Annotated in this window: 15 protein-coding genes; 8 read left to right on the plus strand and 7 right to left on the minus strand. The window is 71.7% G+C overall.

The window, feature by feature from the left end; translation table 11 throughout:
- Nucleotides 1-352: 352 nt before the first annotated feature.
- Nucleotides 353-2,980, minus strand: a complete 2,628-nt coding sequence (gene glgP, locus ABD284_RS14620) for an alpha-glucan family phosphorylase (protein WP_344143521.1) — start codon at nucleotides 2,978-2,980, stop codon at nucleotides 353-355.
- A 593-nt stretch (nucleotides 2,981-3,573) separates the two neighbouring features.
- Between glgP and ABD284_RS14625 the strand changes: the two genes are divergently transcribed.
- The 4 genes from ABD284_RS14625 (at nucleotide 3,574) to glgB (ending at nucleotide 11,217) form a co-directional block, all read left to right on the plus strand.
- Entirely contained in the window at nucleotides 3,574-5,547 is a 1,974-nt protein-coding gene (locus ABD284_RS14625) for an alpha-1,4-glucan--maltose-1-phosphate maltosyltransferase (protein ID WP_344143522.1), read from the plus strand.
- A 152-nt stretch (nucleotides 5,548-5,699) separates the two neighbouring features.
- Nucleotides 5,700-7,547: a maltose alpha-D-glucosyltransferase gene (gene treS, locus ABD284_RS14630; RefSeq protein WP_344143565.1), complete on the plus strand. Its 1,848-nt coding sequence runs from the start codon at nucleotides 5,700-5,702 to the stop codon at nucleotides 7,545-7,547.
- Nucleotides 7,548-7,568: 21 nt separating this feature from the next.
- Nucleotides 7,569-8,978 carry a maltokinase N-terminal cap-like domain-containing protein gene (locus tag ABD284_RS14635; RefSeq protein WP_344143523.1) on the plus strand — a complete coding sequence of 470 codons (1,410 nt, stop codon included), beginning with the start codon at nucleotides 7,569-7,571 and terminating at the stop codon, nucleotides 8,976-8,978.
- A gap of 43 nt (nucleotides 8,979-9,021) precedes the next feature.
- Nucleotides 9,022-11,217, plus strand: a complete 2,196-nt coding sequence (gene glgB, locus ABD284_RS14640; RefSeq protein ID WP_344143524.1) for a 1,4-alpha-glucan branching protein GlgB — start codon at nucleotides 9,022-9,024, stop codon at nucleotides 11,215-11,217.
- Nucleotides 11,218-11,285: 68 nt separating this feature from the next.
- Here the strand turns inward: glgB and ABD284_RS14645 are convergent, their stop codons facing one another.
- Nucleotides 11,286-11,984, minus strand: coding sequence for a hypothetical protein (locus ABD284_RS14645; protein WP_344143525.1), 699 nt, complete (start codon nucleotides 11,982-11,984; stop codon nucleotides 11,286-11,288).
- 200 nt (nucleotides 11,985-12,184) lie between these two features.
- On the opposite strand from ABD284_RS14645, the gene ABD284_RS14650 reads away from it, so the two are divergent.
- The 4 genes from ABD284_RS14650 to ABD284_RS14665 all read left to right on the plus strand — a co-directional run bounded on the left by ABD284_RS14650 (nucleotide 12,185) and on the right by ABD284_RS14665 (nucleotide 16,354).
- Complete coding sequence (locus tag ABD284_RS14650) at nucleotides 12,185-13,327, plus strand: helix-turn-helix domain-containing protein (protein WP_344143526.1); 1,143 nt, start codon at nucleotides 12,185-12,187, stop codon at nucleotides 13,325-13,327.
- A complete protein-coding gene (locus tag ABD284_RS14655) occupies nucleotides 13,309-13,899 on the plus strand; it encodes a PIN domain-containing protein (RefSeq protein WP_344143527.1) in 591 nt (196 codons plus the stop codon). Before ABD284_RS14650 ends, ABD284_RS14655 begins: the two co-directional genes overlap by 19 nt.
- Before the next feature lie 164 nt (nucleotides 13,900-14,063).
- Nucleotides 14,064-15,848, plus strand: coding sequence for a signal peptide peptidase SppA (gene sppA, locus ABD284_RS14660; protein WP_344143528.1), 1,785 nt, complete (start codon nucleotides 14,064-14,066; stop codon nucleotides 15,846-15,848).
- Nucleotides 15,845-16,354, plus strand: coding sequence for a flavin reductase family protein (locus tag ABD284_RS14665; protein ID WP_344143530.1), 510 nt, complete (start codon nucleotides 15,845-15,847; stop codon nucleotides 16,352-16,354). Before sppA ends, ABD284_RS14665 begins: the two co-directional genes overlap by 4 nt.
- 385 nt (nucleotides 16,355-16,739) lie before the next feature.
- Here the strand turns inward: ABD284_RS14665 and ABD284_RS14670 are convergent, their stop codons facing one another.
- The 5 genes from ABD284_RS14670 to ABD284_RS14690 all read right to left on the minus strand — a co-directional run bounded on the left by ABD284_RS14670 (nucleotide 16,740) and on the right by ABD284_RS14690 (nucleotide 21,082).
- Complete coding sequence (locus ABD284_RS14670; RefSeq protein WP_344143532.1) at nucleotides 16,740-17,654, minus strand: ABC transporter substrate-binding protein; 915 nt, start codon at nucleotides 17,652-17,654, stop codon at nucleotides 16,740-16,742.
- Between the two features lie 55 nt (nucleotides 17,655-17,709).
- Nucleotides 17,710-18,399, minus strand: coding sequence for an ABC transporter permease (locus ABD284_RS14675; protein ID WP_344143533.1), 690 nt, complete (start codon nucleotides 18,397-18,399; stop codon nucleotides 17,710-17,712).
- Nucleotides 18,396-19,175, minus strand: a complete 780-nt coding sequence (locus ABD284_RS14680; protein ID WP_386699306.1) for an ABC transporter permease — start codon at nucleotides 19,173-19,175, stop codon at nucleotides 18,396-18,398. Before ABD284_RS14680 ends, ABD284_RS14675 begins: the two co-directional genes overlap by 4 nt.
- Nucleotides 19,168-20,319: an ABC transporter ATP-binding protein gene (locus tag ABD284_RS14685; protein ID WP_344143534.1), complete on the minus strand. Its 1,152-nt coding sequence runs from the start codon at nucleotides 20,317-20,319 to the stop codon at nucleotides 19,168-19,170. The genes ABD284_RS14680 and ABD284_RS14685 overlap by 8 nt, the downstream gene beginning before the upstream one ends.
- A 109-nt stretch (nucleotides 20,320-20,428) precedes the next feature.
- A complete protein-coding gene (locus ABD284_RS14690) occupies nucleotides 20,429-21,082 on the minus strand; it encodes an HAD family hydrolase (RefSeq protein WP_344143568.1) in 654 nt (217 codons plus the stop codon).
- Nucleotides 21,083-21,151: the final 69 nt, after the last annotated feature.

Here is a 21,151-nt window from a genome sequence, read left to right on the forward strand (position 1 = left end):
CGCGCCACGTCACCGTGCTCGCCACGGCCGCCGCGATGGAACCGCCGTCTCACAGCGGGAGCCGGCCGGCGGCTGGGCATCGACCCCGACGCCATGGCGGGGACCGTCGACGACCTGGAGAGCAGCGGCCTCGCCGAGCGGCGGCGCGACCCCGACGGCCGCCGGCGCCACATCGTGGTGCTCGCGCCGCGCGGCGCGAGCTGCCGGCGGAGCGCGGCGAGGTGGTGGACCGGCTGGAGGACCGGCTCTTCGCCGGCCTCGACGAGCACGAGCGGGCGGCGCTGCACGGCATCGCCGGGCGCCTGCTCGTTGAGCACCCGCACCGGTCAAGCGGCGCTGAGGCACGCCGGCCTCACCGCAGGACCATTCCCTCCTTGACGGCCTCGGGCGGCTCGGGGGTCGCGACCAGCCCCATCTCGGCGCTGTCTGCGAGCAGGGAGTGGTGCGGCAGCACCCGCACGGTGAACCCGCAGCTCCCCGCGCGCCGCAGCGGCACCGAGCCGTGGTAGCACACCGTCCGCGAACCGGCGGCCTCAGCGGCGCCCTCGTCCGCCGACAGCTCGGCCAAGACCGGGTCGACCAGCGACTCCGAGTCGCTCACCCGCCCCACGGCCACCTCGACCCGCACGTCCTCGGGGGCCAGCCCGCCCAGTTCGACGCACGCGCGCACCCGCAGGTCGCCGCCGACCAGGGGCGGGCCTTCGCAGCCGGTCATCTCGACGTGCTCCACCCGCACATCCGGCCAGGCGCCGCGCACGCGCCGCTTCCACGCGGCCAGCTCGCCCGCGCCGCGCATGCCGCCCGCGGCCAGCGCGCGCGAGGAGTCGGCCGCGCCCTGGTAGAGCCGGGTCACGTACTCCTGCACCATGCGGGTGGCCAGCACCTTCGGGCCCAGCGAGACCAGCGTGTGCTTGACCATCTCCAGCCACCGCTTGGGCAGGCCGCGGTCGTCGAAGTCGTAGAACAGCGGCACCACCTGCTGCTCGACCAGGTCGTAGAGCGCAGCGGCCTCGATGGCGTCGCGCCGGTCGGGGTCCTCGACGCCGTCGGCGGTGGGGACGGCCCAGCCGTTGGAGCCGTCGTACCACTCCTCCCACCAGCCGTCGCGCACCGACAGGTTGAGTCCGCCGTTGAGGGCCGACTTCATGCCCGAGGTGCCGCAGGCCTCCAGTGGGCGCAGCGGGTTGTTCAGCCAGACGTCGCAGCCCTGCACCAGAGCCCGTGCCAGTGCCATGTCGTAGTCGGGCAGGAAGACGATCCGGTGCCGCACCCGGGGGTCGTCGGCGAAGCGCACGATCTCCTGGATAAGCCGCTTGCCGCCCTCGTCGGCCGGATGCGCCTTGCCCGCGACGACGATCTGCAGCGGCCGGTCCGGGTCCAGCAGCATCGAGGCGAGCCGCTCGCGGTCGCGCAGCATCAGGGTGAGCCGCTTGTAGGAGGGCACCCGGCGGGCGAAGCCGATCGTCAGCACCTCGGGGTCGAGCACGTCGTCGACCCAGCCCAGCTCGGCCTGGGAGGCGCCGCGCCGGCGCCAGGACGCGCGCAGGCGCTCGCGGACGTCGACGACGAGCCGTTCGCGCAGCGTGCGGCGCATCTCCCACAGCTCGGCCTCGGAGGCGCCGGCGAGCTTGCGCCAGCCTTCGGCGCTGGTGAACTCCCCAGCGTCGGGCACCATCCGGCGGGCGAGGTCCTGGGCCTCCTCGGCCACCCAGGTGCGCGCGTGCACGCCGTTGGTGACGGCGGTGATGGGCACCTCGGCGGTGTCGAACCCGGGCCACAGGCCCCGGAACATCTCACGGCTGACGGCGCCGTGCAGCCGGCTGACCCCGTTGACCCGCTGAGCCAGGCGCATGCCCATGACCGCCATGTTGAACACGTCGGGGTCGCCCTCGGCGTAGTCCTCGGCGCCCAGGCGCAGGACGTCGCCGGCGGCCAGCCCCGGTGTTGCGGAGTCGCCGGGGGCGAAGTGGCGGCCGACCAGCTCGCGGTCGAACCTGTCGATGCCGGCGGAGACGGGGGTGTGCGTGGTGAAGACCGTTCCGGCGCGCGCGGCCTCGACCGCCTCGTCGAAGGACAGCCCGCCGTCGACCAGCTCACGCGCGCGCTCCACGCCGAGGAACCCGGCGTGGCCCTCGTTCATGTGGAAGACCTCGGGCGCGGGGTGGCCGGTCGCCCGGCAGTAGGCCCGCACCGCGCGCACGCCGCCGACGCCCAGCAGCAGCTCCTGGCGCAGGCGGTGCTCCTTGCCGCCCCCGTAGAGGCGGTCGGTGACCGCTCGCAGGTCGGCGGGGTTGTCCTCGTGGGCGGCGTCGAGCAGCAGCAGCGGCACGCGCCCGGCCCTGGCCACCCACACGCGGGCGTTCAGCCGCTGCCCGCCGGGCAGGTCGAGCCCGACGCAGGCGGGGGCGCCGCCGCCGCCGCGCAGCTGGGTCAGCGGCAGCCCGCGCGGGTCGACCTCGGGGTAGTCCTCCAGTTGCCAGCCCTCGGGCGAGAGCGCCTGGCTGAAGTAGCCGTGCTGGTAGAGAAGCCCGACCCCGATCAGCGGGGCGCCGAGGTCGCTGGCGCTCTTGAGGTGGTCGCCGGCCAGGATGCCCAGCCCGCCGGAGTACTGGGGCAGCGCGGCGGTGAGGCCGTACTCGGCGGAGAAGTAGGCGACCGCGGCGGGGGCGTCGCGCTCGCGGGCGTAGTGCTGGTACCAGCGGTCGTCGCCGAGGTAGGCGGCCAGGTCGGAGTCGGCCGCGCCCAGCCGCGCGAGGAACCTCTCGTCGCGGGCCAGCTCGCCGAAGCGCTCGGCGGGGACCTCGCCGAGCATGCGGAACGGGTCGTGGCCGCAGCGCTCCCAGACGGCGGGGTCGACGGCCGCGAAGACCTCGCGTGTGGGCGCGTGCCAGGCCCAGCGCAGGTTGGCGGCGAGCCGCTCCAGCGCGGCCAGCTCGTCGGGGAGGGCGGTGCGGACGGTGAACCTGCGAATGGCCTTCACGGAGCGTGAGGCTACTCAATCGGCGGGCTCCGTGCGACCCGTCACCGGCGTTTTATGAAAAATCATGGATAACTCGGTGTTCCCATCCTGTAACCGGACCACGCATTATTTGGAAGTTTCACATAATGCGGGGTTCAAGTCACACAACCGGAAATTACGGACACCCGGCCTCACCACGCCCAATCGAACTTCCGTAACCGGTATGTGTAGGGCCGAAACCTCTGATGCGCCCGAGACTCATGCCTCACACGTGCACCTTTGCCCGATTTGCCGAACTCCCACCGGCCCCATCATCCCTGCAGGTCAGCAGAACACCAAAGCGGTGTGACGACAATCACAAAAATTAACCGCCTCGGGTTGTCGGCGCATCACGCGTTCCGGGCTGACGATAGACAGAGGAGCAGGCCCGGACCGAAATCACCGATGCCGATCGACTGGACATTCGGTGGTGTCGGGCTGCCCGAACACGGCTCAGGAGCGCCACACCGCCACAGGAACGAAACGTGGCGTCCGCGGCTCACGCGGGGTGGTTTACCCGGAGAATCCGACGAACCCGACCAAGCCTCGGGTATGACGACAATGATGGTGTACCTGTGATTGGACGCATTCCCATTCTCGACGTCTCGCCCGTCCTGGACTACGGCACCGCCAAGGCGGCCGCCGGCGAGACCGTTCCCGTCCGGGCCACGGTGATCCGCGAGGGCCACGGGGCCCTGGGCGCCGCCGTCGCCCTCTACGACCCGCGCGGCCGCAGGCACTCGCTGACCCCGATGCGCGAGCTCGCGCCCGGCACCGACCGCTACGGCGCCGACGTCACCGTCGGCCACGAGGGCCGGTGGAGCTTCAGCGTCGAGGCCTGGAGCGACCCCGTGGCCACGTGGCGCCGCGACGCCGCCGTGAAGATCCCTCTCGGCCAGGACGTCGAGCTGACGCTCGAAGAAGGCGCGCGCCTGTTCGACCGCGCCGCCCGGCGCGTGCCGCGCCGCCCCGGGCCCGCCCGCGTCGCCGCCGTCCTGCGCGACGGCTCCCTGGCTCCCGAGGAGCGCCTGGCCGCCGCCTCCGGCCCCGAGGCCGCCGAGCTGCTGGCCGCCGAGCCGCTGCGCGACCTCGTCACCCGCACCAGGCGCCGCCCCCTGCTCGTGCACCGCCGGCGCGCACTGGTCGGCTCCTGGTACGAGTTCTTCCCCCGGTCGGAGGGCGCGGTCATGGACGGCGGGGCCGGCGCCTGGCGGTCGGGCACCTTCGCCACGGCGGCCAAGCGGCTGCCGGCCATCGCCGACATGGGATTCGACGTCGTCTACCTGCCGCCGATCCACCCCGTCGGCCGCTCCTTCCGCAAGGGGCGCAACAACGCGCTCACGGCCGGCCCCGGCGATCCCGGCTCGGTCTGGGCGATCGGCTCCGAGGAGGGCGGCCACGACGCCGTCCACCCCGACCTCGGCACGCTCGCCGACTTCGAGGAGTTCGTCGCCGAGGCGGCCGAGCACGGCCTGGAGGTCGCGCTCGACCTGGCGCTGCAGTGCTCGCCCGACCATCCCTGGGTGCGCGAGCACCCCGAGTGGTTCACCCGCCGCGCCGACGGCTCGATCGCCTACGCCGAGAACCCGCCCAAGAAGTACCAGGACATCTACCCGCTGAACTTCGACGGCGACCCCGAGGGGCTCTACGCCGAGGTGCTGCGGATCGTGCGGTTCTGGATGGAGCGCGGGGTGCGCATCTTCCGCGTGGACAACCCGCACACCAAGCCGCTGGTCTTCTGGGAGCGGCTGCTGGGCGAGATCGCGGCCTCGGACCCCGACGTGGTCTTCCTGTCGGAGGCCTTCACGCGCCCCGCGATGATGGCGGCGCTGGCGCGCGCCGGGTTCCACCAGTCCTACACCTATTTCACGTGGCGCAATTCCAAGGAGGAGCTGGAGGACTATCTCACCGAGCTCTCCGCCGAGTCCTCGGCCTACATGCGCCCCAACCTCTTCACGAACACCCCCGACATCCTCTCGGCCTACCTGCAGCACGGCGGCCGCCCGGCCTTCGAGGTGCGGGCCGTGCTCGCCGCTCTGGGATCACCGGCGTGGGGCGTCTACTCCGGCTACGAGCTCTGCGAGAATACCCCGATAAAGCCCGGGAGCGAGGAATACCTCGACTCGGAGAAATACCAGCACCGCCCCCGCGACTGGGCGGCGGCGGAATCCGCTGGAAAAACCATCGCACCCCTGCTGCGCACGCTAAACTCACTCAGGCGCGAACATCCTGCATTGCAAGAACTGCGCAACCTGCGGTTCCACCATGTCGACCGGCCGGAGCTCATCTGCTTTTCCAAACGGCTGGCCGGGGCCGGCGAGAACGGACGCGACGACGTCGTCCTCGCCGTCGTGAACCTCGACCCGCACCACGCGCATGAGGCTACGGTGCGGCTCGACCTGCCCGCTCTGGGGTTCGGCCCCGACGCTCGGATAACGGTCGCCGACCAGATATCCGGTGATATCTACAGGTGGGGACAGGCGAACTATGTCCGCCTTGACCCGCGATTCCAGTCCGCACACATATTCACAGTCGGCCCCGCTGAATAAAGGTTCGCGCCAAAGGGCTCTGCCTACTGCAGGCGCTCCGCTCTTCGCGCACCGTCCATCGCAGCGGCAGGCGCTGGAAAGCCAACTCGTGGAGTAGCCTCGTGACCACACAAGAGCCGTTGCCAGGCACCAGTCACACGCCGTTCGCGGCCGTGCCCGATACCTTCACCCACGAGAAGCCCCGCGATCCCTACTGGTACAAGCACGCGGTCTTCTACGAGGTGCTCGTCCGCGGATTCCACGACTCCAACGGCGACGGCACCGGCGATCTGCGCGGCCTCATCGAGAAGCTCGACTACCTCGAATGGCTGGGCATCGACTGCGTCTGGCTGCTGCCCCTGTACGAGTCGCCGCTGCGCGACGGCGGCTACGACATCTCCGACTACATGAAGATCCTGCCGGAGTTCGGGCAGATCGCCGACTTCGTCGACCTGGTCGACCAGGCGCACCGCCGCGGCATCCGGGTCATCGCGGACCTGGTGATGAACCACACCAGCGACCAGCACCCGTGGTTCACCGCCTCGCGCGAGGACCCGGAGGGGCCCTACGGCGACTTCTACGTCTGGTCCGACAGCACCGAGCGCTACGGCGACGCCCGGATCATCTTCGTCGACACCGAGCAGTCCAACTGGTCCTACGACGAGATGCGCGGGCAGTACTACTGGCACCGGTTCTTCTCCCACCAGCCCGACCTCAACTTCGAGAACCCGGCGGTGCAGGAGGCGATCCTGGAGGTGCTGCGCTTCTGGCTGGACCTGGGCATCGACGGCTTCCGGCTGGACGCGGTGCCCTACCTCTACGAGCGCGAGGGCACCAACTGCGAGAACCTCAAGGAGACCCACGAGTTCCTCAAGCGCATCCGCTCCGAGGTCGACCGGATCTACCCCGACCGGGTGCTGCTGAGCGAGGCCAACCAGTGGCCCGCCGATGTCGTCGACTACTTCGGCGACTTCGAGGCCGGCGGCGACGAGTGCCACATGAACTTCCACTTCCCGCTGATGCCGCGGATGTTCATGGCGGTGCGCCGCGAGCAGCGCTACCCGATCTCGGAGATCCTCGCCCAGACCCCGCGCATCCCGCGCAACTGCCAGTGGGCGATCTTCCTGCGCAACCACGACGAACTGACGCTGGAGATGGTCACCGACGAAGAGCGCGACTACATGTACGCCGAGTACGCCAAGGACCCGCGGATGCGCGCCAACGTCGGTATCCGCCGGCGCCTGGCACCGCTGCTGGACAACGACAAGAACCAGATCGAGCTGTTCACCGCCCTGCTGATGTCGCTGCCCGGCTCGCCAGTGCTGTACTACGGCGACGAGATCGGCATGGGCGACAACATCTGGCTGGGCGACCGCGACGCGGTGCGCACCCCGATGCAGTGGACCTCCGACCGCAACGCCGGGTTCTCCCGCTGCGACCCGGCACGCCTGTACCTGCCCCTGATCATGGACCCGATCCACGGCTACCAGGCGCTCAACGTCGAGGCCCAGCGCGACGACCCGGGCTCGCTGCTGAACTGGACCCGCAAGATGATCCAGATCCGCAAGCGCCACCCGGTCTTCGGCACCGGCGACTTCACCGAGCTCTTCGCCAGCAACCCCAGCGTCCTCGCCTTCGTCCGCGAGTACGGCGACGACCGGATGCTGTGCGTCAACAACCTGTCGCGGTTCCCGCAGCCGGTCGAGCTCGACCTGCGCCGGTTCGAGAACGTCACGCCCATCGAGTGCATGGGCGGGGTGCGCTTCCCCGCTATCGGCGAACTGCCCTACCTGCTGACACTTCCGGGCCACGGCTTCTACTGGTTCCAGCTGCCGCCCGTCGAGGAGGCCGACGGCCCCGCCACCGAAGACCGCAACCGACAAACGCGAACGACTCCGCGGCCCGGGACGGCGACCGCGCGGCAGCGACAGGCGGCCGCGGCGAGCCGATCGGGCGCGCCGGCGGCCGAGAGGGCCGCCGCCGACGCCCCGGCCACCCCCGACCCCAGGCCGCGTCGATAAGCGGAAGAGGACTCATCACAGATGACCCAGCTTGAGGAGCTCCTGTCCGACTGGATCCCACGACAGCGGTGGTTCGCCGGAAAGGGGAAGCCGATCGAGACCGTCACGGTCCGAACGGAGCATCCGCTGGTCAGCGGCGACCCGGGACTGAGCGTCCTGGTCGTCGAGATCGGCCAGCGGGGCTCCGTATCCCGGTACCAGGTGCTCCTCGGGCTGCGCCCGGCGGGGACGCTGCGCGAGGAGCTGGCACACGCCGCCATCGGCGTGTGCCGCCTCGGCGGCGCGCCCCGCACCGTCTACGACGCCTCGCACGACCCCGAGCTGACCTCGCTGCTGCTGGACCGCCTCTCGGCCGCCGACGGCTGCGGAGCCGGCGCCCACCCGCCCGCCGAGGGAGGCGGTCCCCGGCCCCCGGTGCGGTTCCGGCGCCTGCCCGAGGCCGCCGTGAGCACCGGGCACCGCAGCCTGGTGCTCAAGGGCGAGCAGTCCAACACCTCCCTGGTCTACGGCGAGGACTACGTGCTCAAGTCCTTCCGCCGGCTGTGGCCCGGCCTCAACCCCGACCTGGAGCTGACCGCCGCCCTGGCCGAGTCGCCCTACGTGGCGCGCCCCTACGCCTGGATCGAGACCGACGTGAGCGACGGCGAGCGCTCGGTTCCCACCACCCTGGCGATGCTGCAGGAGTACATGCGCAGCGCCACCGACGGCTGGGTGCTGGCCGCGACCAGCGTCCGCGACCTCTACGCCAATCCCGGCCTCTCCCCCGCCGACGCCGGCGGCGACTTCGCCGGCGAGGCCGAGCGGCTGGGCGCGGCCACCGCGGCCGTGCACCGCGCGCTCGCCCGCGAGCTGCCCACGGACGTGCTCTCTCCCGGCGCGCTGCGCGAGCTCGCCGGGTCGATGCTGGGCCGGCTGCGCCGGGCCACCGCCGAGGTGCCCGAGCTGCAGCCCTACGGCGGCGTGCTGCGCGGTGCCTACGAGGCCCTGGCCCGGGTCGACGAGCCGCTGCCGATACAGCGGGTGCACGGCGACTACCACCTGGGCCAGGTGGTGCGCACCGACGCGGGGTGGGTGCTGCTGGACTTCGAGGGCGAGCCCGCCGCCCCGGTCGAGGAGCGCCGCCGCCCCTCCAGCCCGCTGCGCGACGTCGCCGGAATGCTGCGCTCGTTCGACTACGCCGCGCGCTACCAGCTCGTGGGCTCCTCCTCGGCGCCCGAGCTGGCGCCGACCGCGCGCGCCTGGGCCCAGCGCAACCGCGACGCCTTCAGCGCGGGCTACGCCTTCGGCGGCGGAGTCGACCCCGAGAAGCACCAGACCGTGCTGCGCGCCTTCGAATACGACAAAGCCGTCTACGAGGTGCTCTACGAGGCGCACAACCGCCCCTCGTGGCTGCGCATCCCGCTGGACTCCATCGCGGCGCTGGCCGCGTGAACCGACCGACCACCACGACGACCCCAGGATGGCCGCGATACCCATGAGCGTCTCCGCAGCGGAACTGACCGCAGAGATCGACCGGCTGACCGCCGGCCGCCACCACGACCCGCACAGCCTGCTCGGCGCGCACCCGGTCGCCGGAGGAACCGCCCTGCGCGCCCTGCGCCCCCTGGCGCGCACGGTGCACGCGGTGCTGAAGGACGGCCGCCGCGTCGAGCTGCCCCACCTCCACCAGGGCGTCTTCGCCGCCACGCTGCCCGGCGCCGAGCCGGGCGACTACCGGCTGGCCGTGGCCTACGACGACGGCCGCGGCGGAACCGTCGAGACCGTCGGCGACGACCCCTACCGCTATCTGCCCACGCTGGGCGAGCTGGACCTGCACCTGATCCGGGAGGGCCGCCACGAGGAGCTGTGGCGGGCCCTGGGTGCGCACGTGCGCACCTACCGCACACCCATGGGCGAGGTCGGCGGGGTCGGCTTCGCCGTGTGGGCCCCCGGCGCCCAGGCCGTGCGCGTGGTCGGCGACTTCAACCACTGGGACGGCACCGCACACCCCATGCGGTCGCTGGGCTCCAGCGGCGTGTGGGAGCTGTTCGTGCCCGGCATCGGCGACGGGGCGCTGTACAAGTTCCGCATCCTCGGCCGCGACGGCGTGTGGCGCGACAAGGCCGACCCCATGGCCTTCGCGGCCCAGCGCCCGCCCGAGACCGCGTCGGTCGTCTACACCTCCCGTTACCGCTGGCGCGACGACGCCTGGCTGTCGGAGCGCAAGACCCGCGAGTGGGACCGCCGGCCGATGAGCGTCTACGAGGTGCACCTGGGCTCGTGGCGGCCGGGGCTGTCCTACCTGGAACTGGCGACCCAGCTGGTGGCCCACGTCCGCGAGATGGGCTTCACCCACGTGGAGCTGCTGCCCGTGGCCGAGCACCCCTTCGGCGGCTCGTGGGGCTACCAGGTCACCTCCTACTACGCGCCGACGGCGCGCTTCGGCTCGCCCGACGACTTCCGCGCCCTCGTCGACGAGCTGCACAGAGCCGGCATCGGCGTCCTGGTGGACTGGGTGCCGGCGCACTTCCCCAAGGACGAGTGGGCGCTGGCGCGCTTCGACGGCTCGCCCACCTACGAGCACGCCGACCCGCGCCGGGGCGAGCACCCCGACTGGGACACGCTGATCTTCGACTACGGGCGCACCGAGGTGCGCAACTTCCTCGTCGCCAACGCCCTGTACTGGCTGGAGGAGTTCCACATCGACGGCCTGCGGGTGGACGCGGTCGCCTCGATGATCTACCTGGACTACTCGCGCGAGGGCGGCGACTGGGCGCCCAACGAGTTCGGCGGCCGGGAGAACCTGGACGCGCTGGAGTTCCTCAAGGAGCTCAACGCCACCGCCTACCGCCGCAACCCCGGCATCATCATGGCCGCCGAGGAGTCCACGGCCTGGCCGGGGGTCTCGCGCCCCGTCGACCACGGCGGCCTGGGGTTCGGCTTCAAGTGGAACATGGGCTGGATGCACGACACCCTGGAGTACGTCAAGCGCGACCCGATCCACCGGCAGTACCACCACAACGAGATCACGTTCTCGATGGTCTACGCCTACAGCGAGAACTACGTGCTGCCGCTGTCCCACGACGAGGTCGTGCACGGCAAGGGCTCCCTGCTGTACAAGATGCCCGGCGACGAGTGGCGCCGGTTCGCGGGGCTGCGCGGGCTGCTGGGGTTCATGTGGTCCCACCCCGGCAAGCAGCTGCTGTTCATGGGCGGCGAGATCGGCCACGGCGATGAGTGGTCACACGAGGCGGGCGTGCAGTGGTGGCTGCTCGACCACGCCTACCACCGCGGGGTGCGCGCGCTGGTCGCGGAGCTCAACCGCGTCTACCGCGACACCCCCGCCCTGTGGACGCTCGACACCGACCCGGCCGGCTTCACCTGGCTGGACGGCGGCGACGCGGCGGGCAACACGCTGTCCTACCTGCGCCACGGCGACGACGGGTCCGCGCTGGCGTGCGTGGTCAACTTCTCGACGGAGCCGCACACCGGCCGCCGGATCGGCCTTCCGCGCGCCGGGAGGTGGCGCGAGGTGCTCAACACCGACTCCCGCGACTTCGGCGGCAGCGGGGTGAGCGCCGCGGGCCGGTCGGGCACCGTGCGGGCCGAGGCGGTGGAGTGGAACGGCCAGCCGGCCTCGGCGAAGGTGACGGTCCCGCCGCTGGCCGCGGTCTGGCTGGCGCCGGCCTGATCCCGGCGGGACGCATCGGGCGCGGGCGGGGCGGTCCGGGGGCGCCCGCCCGCGCGCCCCGGCGCCGCTCAGTCGCGCTTGTAGTCGTCGGTGTTCATGGACTCGGCGATCTTGTCGTAGAGCGTCGAGTACCGGGTGTCGACCGACCACGCGTAGACCGCGATGTCGCTCTGCGGCAGGAACCACAGCCGCACCTCGAACGTGTCGCCGTTCTGGCAGGTGACCTCCCACACGCGGTGGTGGGACTTCAGGCCGTCGGCGTGCTGGGTCAGCCCCTGGGGGTTGTCGACGTCCACCTGCTCGGCGCCGGTGACGCCCGTGCCGCCCGACGCGGCGGTGCCCAGGCTGCGGCAGGACGCGGGGTCGGAGGCCCAGCCGTCAGGGTTGTTGTACTGCTTCTTGGGCCACTTGTTCGGGTCGTTCTCGGCCACGTGCGGGATGACCTTCACCGCGCCGTAGCCGCAGGAGTCCTGGCCCGGCGGGCGCATGCACAGCTGCCCGCCGGTCTTGTCGATGCTCCAGTTCTTGGGCGCACCGATCCTGATGCCCTGGATCTCGACCGTGCTGAAACCGGCGGCGGTCGAAGGCGGCTCGGCGGCCGCGACCACGGCGCTGTAGGTGGAGTCGGGGCTGGGCGCGGCGGAGCCGCCGGAGCCGCCTCCGCACCCCGACGCCAGCAGCGCCAGCGCCGCGGCGGCTGCCGCGGCCACGGTCCTGGACCGCCGAGAACCGGACGTGCCGGACATGGGCTTCCCTTCTGCGTCCACGCTTGACCCCACGACGATAGCGGCCCGAACCGACCACCGCGCCACACCGGTACGGATTCCGGACCCACCAAAGAGCCCCGCCCTCACCGCCCGCCAAGGAAAGTCCGGCCGTAGCGGGTGCGGGCGGCGGCGCACTCACCGATCGCAACCGCGGCGGCGCATTCCTTGCGGGACAGCCGGACTGTGCGAGAATCGCACTCATGGGTGGCATCGACGCACAGACACTGGGCGAACGCATCCGAGATGCCCGCAGGCGTGCCGATATGAGTCAAGAGGACCTCGGGCAGGCGGCCGGTCTTGAGCGCACCGTGGTGAACAAGATCGAGAGGGGCGCTCGCAAGGTCATGGCATTGGAACTAGCCGACATCGCTGCTGCGATCGGCGTTCGCATGTCCACGTTCTTCGACGCCCCCGTCCCGGCACTTGCTTCACACCGGTCCAGCCAGGGACTGGCCACCGCAGACTCGCAGATCGACACCCTGCTTGCGAAGCTCGCCGACGAGGTCGAGTTCGTCTCTTGCCTCGGCGGCGACGAGCTGGGCCTCGGCGCTGGTCCGACAGGCGCTCAGGCGGGCATTGCCCGGCCCGCGACGAACGCGGATGCCGAGGTCCTTGCTGCGAAGGCTCGGGAGCTGATGGGCCTTCCCGCGAACCAGCCTATCCGCGAGCTTTCCCACAGCGTTGCCGACATCGGACTCCTAGCGTTTTCTCGTGATATCGGAAAGGACACTGCTGATGCGGGGACGCTCCTGCTGCGCAGTGGCGGCATCTCTCTCGTCAACAGTCATATGAAGGTTGGCCGCAGGAGGCTCGCCCTCGCACATGAACTCGGCCACTACCTCGTTGCCGATGACTACACGGTCGACTGGCGCGTAGCCGACTACTCCGATCGTTCCGTGCCGTTCGAGTCACGCCTCGACCGTTTCGCACGTGCACTCCTCCTCCCCGATCCCGCATTCGCGGAGCAATGGAATGATAAGGCTGCACACTACGGAGTGCGCACCGCGTCGATTCTACTGGCAAGCGAGTTCCGAGTCGACATGGCCACTCTCGCAACGCGGTTGAATGATTTGGGACTGACAGACGGCGAAACAGCCGCATCGGTTCGCAGGCACCGCGCGACACAAACCGACATCGTAGAGCTGAATCTACACGTCCCGCTCGAGGAATTAGCGGGAACGACGGTTCCTCGAACGTTTTCCCGTGCGGTGCTTCGCCTCGTTCGGGACGAGCGGATAAGTCGCGAACGCGCCCTCGACCTCCTGCAGGGAACCTTCGATGAGCTCGACCTTCCGGCTATTCGCGAGCGACGATCCGATGAGGTATGGAAGTTCTTTCCATGAAGGTCCCCGCGAACGCATTGGTGTTCGATACGGGCCCGCTACGACACTTCGCAATGCAGGGATGGCTGGGGGTTCTTCGATACCTGGCAGAGGATCGCCCGGTGTTCATTCCCGACAGCGTTGAGCGAGAGCTCAACAGGACTATCGAATATGCGTCTCCCGTTCGCGCTGTTCTTGACGCCGACTGGATAAATGTTCATCGATCCAATGATCTGTCCTATGTCGAAGCTTTCGCTCGCTACGCCGACCGGTTGGCGGTTGGCGGTTGGCGGTTGGCGGTTGGCGATAAGAACATCGGTGAGTGCGGCGTCCTTGCCATGGGGCACGTCTATGGCTGCGAAGTCGTCCTTGACGACGCCACGCCGCGGAGGATCGCAGAGGAGGTGGGCATCCGGGCGACGGCAACCATCTCATTGCTGTGCAAGGGAATTCGCATGAAGCGACTTACGATTGATATGGTCGAGTGCTTGGCCGACCACCTTCTAGAAGGGGAGTACTATCTTCCTTTCAGACGCGGTGAATTCCGTCAACACGTCTTGGAGAACGGACTTATCGACTACGACGAGATCTGACCCGAGTCCGACGACGGCACCGAGCCCCCACAAGAAGGCAGTGCGTATCGCCGACGTGAGTCGGTCCGTCCGGCGTACTGCCCCCGCGCGCTGTGTTGGGCGGTTGTGGGAGCGGGGGCGTGCGGCGTTCAGCAGCAGCGGGCACCCTCGTCTAGCCTGAGGGCATGGTGCATCCGGTCAAGCTGCTCGGTCCCTTCTCACGTCTCCAGGAGCGGCGCAGCGGCCCGCTGATACTGGAGCTCGACCTCACCGACGGGCTCGCGGAGGAGGCGCCGAGCGACCCGCTGGGGCAAGTGCTGGCCCGGCGCCACCAGCAGCTGCGCGACGTCGTCGAGGGCATCCGCCGCGGTGCCAAGGACCCGCGCGTCAAGGCGCTGGTGGCCCGCATCGACGGCCGGGCGCTCGGCTTCGCCCGGGTGCAGGAGGTACGCGCCGCGGTGTCGGCGTTCCGCGCCGCGGGCAAGGACACGGTCGCCTGGGCGGAGTCCTTCGGCGAGTTCGGCCCCGGGACCGTCCCCTACTACCTGGCCTGCTCCTTCGCCGAGATCGCGGTGGTGCCGACCGGGTCGGTGGGACTGACCGGGCTCAGCGTGGGCACCACGTTCTTCGGCGGCGCGGCCGAGCGGCTGGGCGTGCGCTTCGAGGGCGGCGCCCGCCACGAGTACAAGAACGCCCCCAACCAGTTCACCGAGCAGGGCTTCACCGAGCCGCACCGCGAGATCACCGAGCGGCTGGTGGAGTCGCTGAGCGAGCAGGTCGCCGAAGGCGTCGCCGAGGGGCGCGGGCTGAGCGCCGAGCGTGTGCGCGAGCTCATCGACCGCGGGCCGCTGCTGGCCGCCGAGGCGCTGGAGGCCGGGCTGGTCGACCGGCTGGCCTACCGCGACGAGGTCTACGCCGACCTGCGCGCCCGCTACACCCCCGACGCCGGCGGGAGCGGCACCGACGGCGCCGCCGAGCCGGCCGCTGCGGGCGAGGACTCCGGCCGGGGCGGCGCGCGGCTGCTCTACGTCGGCCGCTACCACCACCGCGCCTCGATGACCGAGCGGGTGCCCGTGCGCCCCGGCGGCTACATCGCGCTGATCACCGCCACCGGCATCATCACCAGCGGGCGCAGCCGCCGTTCGGCGCTGGGCGGCAGGTCCATGGGCGCCGACACCGTCTCGGCCGCCCTGCGCGCCGCCCGCCGCGACAGGAACGTGCGCGCCGTCGTCCTCCGCGTGGACAGCCGCGGCGGCTCGGCGGTGGCCTCCGACGTCATCCGCCGCGAGGTCGCCCTCACCCGCGAGGCGGGCACGCCGGTCGTCGCCTCGCTCGGCGACATCGCCGGCTCCGGGGGCTACTACATCGTGATGGACGCCGACGCGATCGTCACCCGCCCCGGTACGCTCACCGGGTCCATCGGCGTCTACAGCGGCAAGCCGGTTCTCACGGGACTGCTGGAGCGCATGGGGATCACCAACGAGAACGTGGAGAGCGGCGCGCACGCCGCGATGTTCGGCCCCGACCGCGGATTCACCGAGTCGGAGTGGGACCGGGTCAACGCCATGCTCGACAGCACCTACGCCGACTTCACCGGCAAGGTCGCCCGGGCGCGCGGACTGAGCGCCGAGCAGGTCGACGCGGTGGCGCGCGGGCGCATCCTCACCGGGCGCGACGCGCACGACGGCGGCCTGGTCGACGACCTGGGCGGGCTGCCGGCGGCCGTGCGCCTGGCGCGGGAGAAGGCGGGCCTGCCCGGCGGGCGGCTGCGCTCGTTCCCCGCCGGCGGACCGTGGGAGCGGCTGATGCCGGCCGAGTCCAGCGAGGACCGCACCGCCGCGCCGCAGCAGACGGCGCCGGAGCTGGCCGCCGGACTGGGCGCGGCGAGCGGTCTGGAGGACCTGGCGGCGCGCGCGGGACTACCGTCCTCGGCACCTCTGCTGATGCCGGGCGGCTGGGAGATCAGATGAGCCCGGCCCCGGGACCGGCCGAGTTCACGGAGACGATGGCCCGCTTCGCCACGGGGGTGACCGTGGTGACCGTGCGCGACGGCCGCGACGACATCGGCAGCACGATCAGCGCCTTCACGTCGGTCTCGGCCGAGCCGCCGCTGGTCATGGTGGGGGTCGCGAAGGAGAGCTACCTGTGCGAGGTGATCGACTCCCAGGGCCGGTTCGCGGTCAACGTCCTGGGCGAGGGGCAGCGCGCGGTGGCGGGCCGGTTCGCGGCCGAGGGCCGGCCCAGCGCGCGGCTGCTGCTGGAGGGCGAGGCGCACCGGCGCGGCGAGCACACCGGCGCGCTGGTGCTGGAGACGGCGATCGCGGCGCTGGAGTGCTCCGTCGAGCAGCGGGTGGCGGCGGGCGACCACGTCGTCTTCATCGCGGCCGTCGAGACCCTGCCGGCGGTGCGGCCGCAGCGCCCCGACGAGGTGCGGCCGCTGATCCGCTACGGCGGCCGATACCGCGCTTCGGGCTGAGCCAAACTCGCTAGAGAGATAACTCTTCGCGTTCCCGCCGCCACCGGTTTCTGTGCAGTGCGGCTAGTTCACCGCGCGGGCGGGGCGTCGTCCAATGGAAGTATGGATGGCTTCTACACCGTGCTGGGAATCCTGGTGGCCGGGCTCATCCTGGCCATGATCCTCTGATCGCCGACCCCGCGGCCGCGAACCTCCATGGGCCGCGGGCGCGCCCGCCTTCGACCCCTCCCACCGACAGCAGGCCGCCCGCACCGCCGCGGACCGTGCTCCTCCGCGGCGCTGCCAGGCACCGCGCGTCCGCCACGGGCGCCGGCGGCGCGGCACCGCCCGCCCCGCGGGGACAGCGTGCCGCGCCGCCGCATGCCGTGCCGCGGCCTCCGGCCGCTCAGTCCAGTCCGGCCTGGGAGAGCCAGTCGGCGGCGACCTCGTCGGCCTCCTCGTGGTCGATCTGCACGCGCGCGTCCAGGTCGATCAGCGCCTCGGTGGTGAGCTCGGCCGAGACCCCGTTCAGCACGTCGCGGGCGTCCTGGCCGACCGCCTCCTTGTTGATCAGGGGGGTGACGTTCTGCGAGCCGAAGAGGTTCTGCGGGTCCTCCAGCGCGACGAAGTCGCCGGTGGTGAACGCCGGGTTGGTGGTGAAGAGGTTGGCCGCGTCCACGTCGCCGCCGCGCAGTCCTTCGACCAGCAGGTTGCCCTCCAGCGGCCGGAACCCGCCGAACTCGACCCCGTAGGCGTCCTTGAGCCCGGGCACGCCCTGGGGGCGGGTCTCGAACTCGGCGGGGGCGCCCAGCGTCATGTCGCCGGCCGTGCCTTCGAGGTCGCCGATGGCGGTGAGGTCGTGCTCCTCGGCGGTCTCCTCGGTGACGGTGATGGAGTCCTTGTTCTGGGCGGGCGCCGACTCCAGGATCGCGAGGTCCTCGGGCAGCTCCCGGCGCACCGCCCGGTTGGTCTCCTCGGTGGTGCCGGACTCGGCTTCGGGGTCGAGGTAGTACAAAATGCCGCCGTTGTACTCGGGGAACACCGCGAGGTTCCCCTCGGCGACCTGGTCGTAGTAGACCTCGCGGCTGCCGATGTCCAGCTGGGTCTGGACGGGGATGCCCTCGGCTTCGAGCGCCTTGGCGTAGATGTGGGCCAGCAGCGTGCTTTCGGGGAAGTTCGCCGAGCCCACGACGATGGCGTCCCCGCTGCCGCCGCCCCCGTCGCCGCCTCCGCCGGAGTAGGGGTCCCCTCCCCCGCCGCAGGCGGCCAACAGGAGCAGCAGCGGCGCGGCGGCGGCCGCCGGTCGCATCGGATTGCGCATGACTTCACCCTTCTCGTGTGCGGATGCTGATGCGGGTGCGTGTGCGGGCCCCGTTTCAGGAGGCGGCGGAGGACGCGGCGGCGCGCCGGCGCAGCCCCGGCGCCACCACCCAGCGGCGCAGCAGCGTGAACAGCCCGGTCACCGCCAGCGCCAGCACCACCACCAGCAGCGCGCCGCCCAGGATCTGCTCGATGCGCTGCTGGGACTGGCCGTCGACGATGAACCGCCCCAGGCCGCCGATGCCCACGTAGGCGGCGATGGTGGCGGTCGAGACGACCTGGATGGCGGCGGTGCGCAGCCCGAGCAGGATCAGCGGCATGGCCATGGGCACCTCCAGCCGGGCCAGGACCTCGCCGCCGCGCATGCCCATGCCCCGGGCGGCGTCGGTGACCTGCGGATCGACACCGCGCACGCCCTCGTAGGTGTTGACCAGGATCGGCGGCACTGCCAGGGCCACCAGCGCCACCAGCACCGGGACCAGCCCCAGGCCCATGCCCAGCACCACCAGGGTGAGCACGCCGATGGTGGGCAGCGCGCGGGCGAAGTTGGCCAGGCTGATGGCCAGGAACCCGCCGCGGCCGGTGTGTCCGGTCAGCAGGCCGACGGGGACCGCGATCGCGGCGGCTGCGAGCAGCGCCAGCACCGAGTAGTAGACGTGCTCGGCGAAGCGGACCGGGATACCGCCGGACCCGCTCCAGTTCTGCGGCTGGGCGAACCAGGACGCCACCTCGGAGGCGATGTTCACGCCGCCGCCTCCTCTCCGGCTCGGGCGGCCGTCCCGGAGGTCCGGCGCCGCGCGGTCCGGCCGCCGCGCCGGGCGGGGCCGCGGTCGCGGGCCCAGGGCGTCAGCGCGCGCTGGACCAGCACCAGCAGGCCGTCGGTCGCGAAGGCGAGCGCGACCGACAGCGCGATCCCCACCACCACGGGTGCGGCGAAGTCGCGCGCGAAGCCGTAGGTCAGGATGACGCCGCCGAGTCCGCCCAGGCCCACCAGGGACGCGACGCTGACCATGCTGATGGTGGCCACGGCGGCCACGCGCAGGCCCGCGATGATCACGGGGACGGCCACGGGGAGCTCCACGCGCAGCAGCCGGCGCAGCGGGCCGAAGCCCATGGCCACCGCGGCCTGGCGCACGTGGTCGGGCACCTGGTTCAGGCCGTCGACGACGTTGGGCACCAGGATCGCCAGCGTGTACAGCGCCAGCGGGATGATGGCGGTCCACGGCGTGAACGCGGTGTAGGGCAGCAGCAGGAAGAACAGCGCCAGCGACGGGACGGCGTAGAGCGCGTTCACCCCGCTGAGCACCGGCGGGTAGACGACGCGGTAGCGGACGCTGAGTACGCCGAGCGGGACCGCCAGGGCCAGCCCGATGAGCACCGAGGCGTAGGAGAGCAGCACGTGCTCGGCCAGCATCGGCCCGACCGGGTCGTCGAGGTTGCTCCAACCCCACTGCCAGCTCTGCACCGCCCAGCCCCACAGGGGTTCGGCGGAGCCGGCGGCGGCCCGCACGGACTCAGCCACGGCCGTCCTCCGCGCCGGAGTGGTCGTCGTCGCTGCCCGCGGCCCAGATCGCCGAGCCCAGCTCGGTCTGGGCGACGGCGCCCAGCACCGTGCCGTCGTCGGCAACGCCGACCGCGCGTCCGGCCGGGGAGAGGACGGCGGCGTCGAGCGCGGCCCGCAGCGAGTCGGTGGAGACGGTGAAGATGTGCCCGTAGCCCACCAGGTCGAGCTTGGCGACGTCGCGGTCGTCGGCGGCCGCGGCCAGCACGTCGGCCGAGGCCCAGCCCAGCGGGCGGCGCCGGGAGTCGACCACCAGCAGCCAGGGTTCGCCGGTGGTGCGGGCGACCTCGCGGGCGCCGGCGGCGGTCGCGCCCTCGCTGAGGATGACGTCGCTGCGCAGCGGGAGGTCGCGGGCGGGGAAGAAGGACAGCCGGCGGACTCCCCGGTCGTAGCCCACGAAGGCCTCGACGAAGTCGTCGGCGGGGTCGGCCAGCAGCCGCTCGGGGCTGTCGACCTGGGCCAGGCGGCCACCGGGGCGCAGGACCGCGATGCTGTCGCCCAGCTTCACCGCCTCCTCGATGTCGTGGGTGACGAAGACCACGGTCTTGCGCAGCTCGGCCTGCAGCCTCAGCAGCTCGTCCTGGAGCCCCGCGCGCACGACGGGGTCGACGGCGCTGAAGGGCTCGTCCATCAGCAGGATCGGCGGATCGGCGGCCAGGGCGCGGGCCACGCCCACGCGCTGCTGCTGGCCGCCGGAGAGCTGGTGGGGGTAGCGGGCGGCGTGGGCGGGTTCGAGGCCGACCAGCTCCATGAGCTCGCGGGAGCGCTCGCGCGCCCGCCGCTTGGACCAGCCCAGCAGCTGGGGGACGGTGGCGATGTTGTCGGCGACCGTGCGGTGCGGGAACAGCCCGGCCTGCTGGATGACGTAGCCGATGGATCGGCGCAGGACGGGCGGGTCCTGGCCGCGGACGTCGCTCCCGTCGATGGCCACGGTGCCGGCGGTGGGCTCGACCAAGCGGTTGATCATCCGCAGCGCGGTGGTCTTGCCGCTGCCGGAGGATCCGACCAGGACCGTGGTGTGCCCGGTGGGCACGGTGAGGTCGAGGTCGTCGACGGCGACGGTGCCGTCGGGGTAGCGCTTGCTCACGCCCTCGAAGGTGATCATCTGCTCGGTGCTGTCTCTCCTCGGGGCGTCGCACGCCGGTCCGTCGTTCGCTTGCGTGTACCCGGCCCGGTACGGGCCAAACTGCGCGGGCGCGGGAGTCGGCGGCGGCTCAGTCGGCCTGGTCGGCGATCCAGCCGGGCAGGCCGGCCAGGCCGTCGAGAACGGTGTCGGCCTGGCGGGCCTCGGGCCGCCCGGCGTGCAGGTAGCCGAGCATCCCGCGGCGCAGCAGGGCCGCGCGCAGCCCGGCCCGCTTGGCGGGCAGCACGTCGTTGTCGAGGCGGTCGCCGACGTAGAGGATCTCGGCGGGGGTGGCGCCGGCGGCGTCCACGACCCGCGCGAAGAAGGCGGGGTCGGGCTTGGACACGCCCCAGTCCTCGGAGACGTGGATCCGGTCGGCGGGCAGGTCCATCGCCGCCAGGGACGGCCCGGCGGCGGAGGGCTGGTTGCCGGCGACGACCACGCTCAGGCCCATCGCGCGCAGCTCGGACAGCGCGGGGCGGACGTCGGAGTAGAGGTCGTCGGCGTCGAAGTTCTCGCGCAGCGACCCGGGTTCGTCGGCCAGCCAGGCTGCGGACTCGACGTCGAGGTCGAATCCGGGTTTGACCAGGCGGAACGCGTCCATCAACGGTCGGCCCTCGGCGAGCACGGCGCCCATGAGGCCGAAGAAGGCGAGCCGCGGGACCCCGAGGCGGTCGGCCCACCGCTCGAAGATGCGGGTTTCGTCGACGAGGGTCTCGCCCACGTCGAGCACGACACTGCGAATCTTCACGAAAAGGACGCTAACACGGGGCACCGACACCGCCGGGGGCGCCGTCGCCGCAGGCGGCCCCGG

The sequence above is a fragment of the Streptomonospora arabica genome (genome assembly GCF_039531585.1).
Classification (GTDB): Bacteria; Actinomycetota; Actinomycetes; order Streptosporangiales; family Streptosporangiaceae; genus Streptomonospora; species Streptomonospora halophila.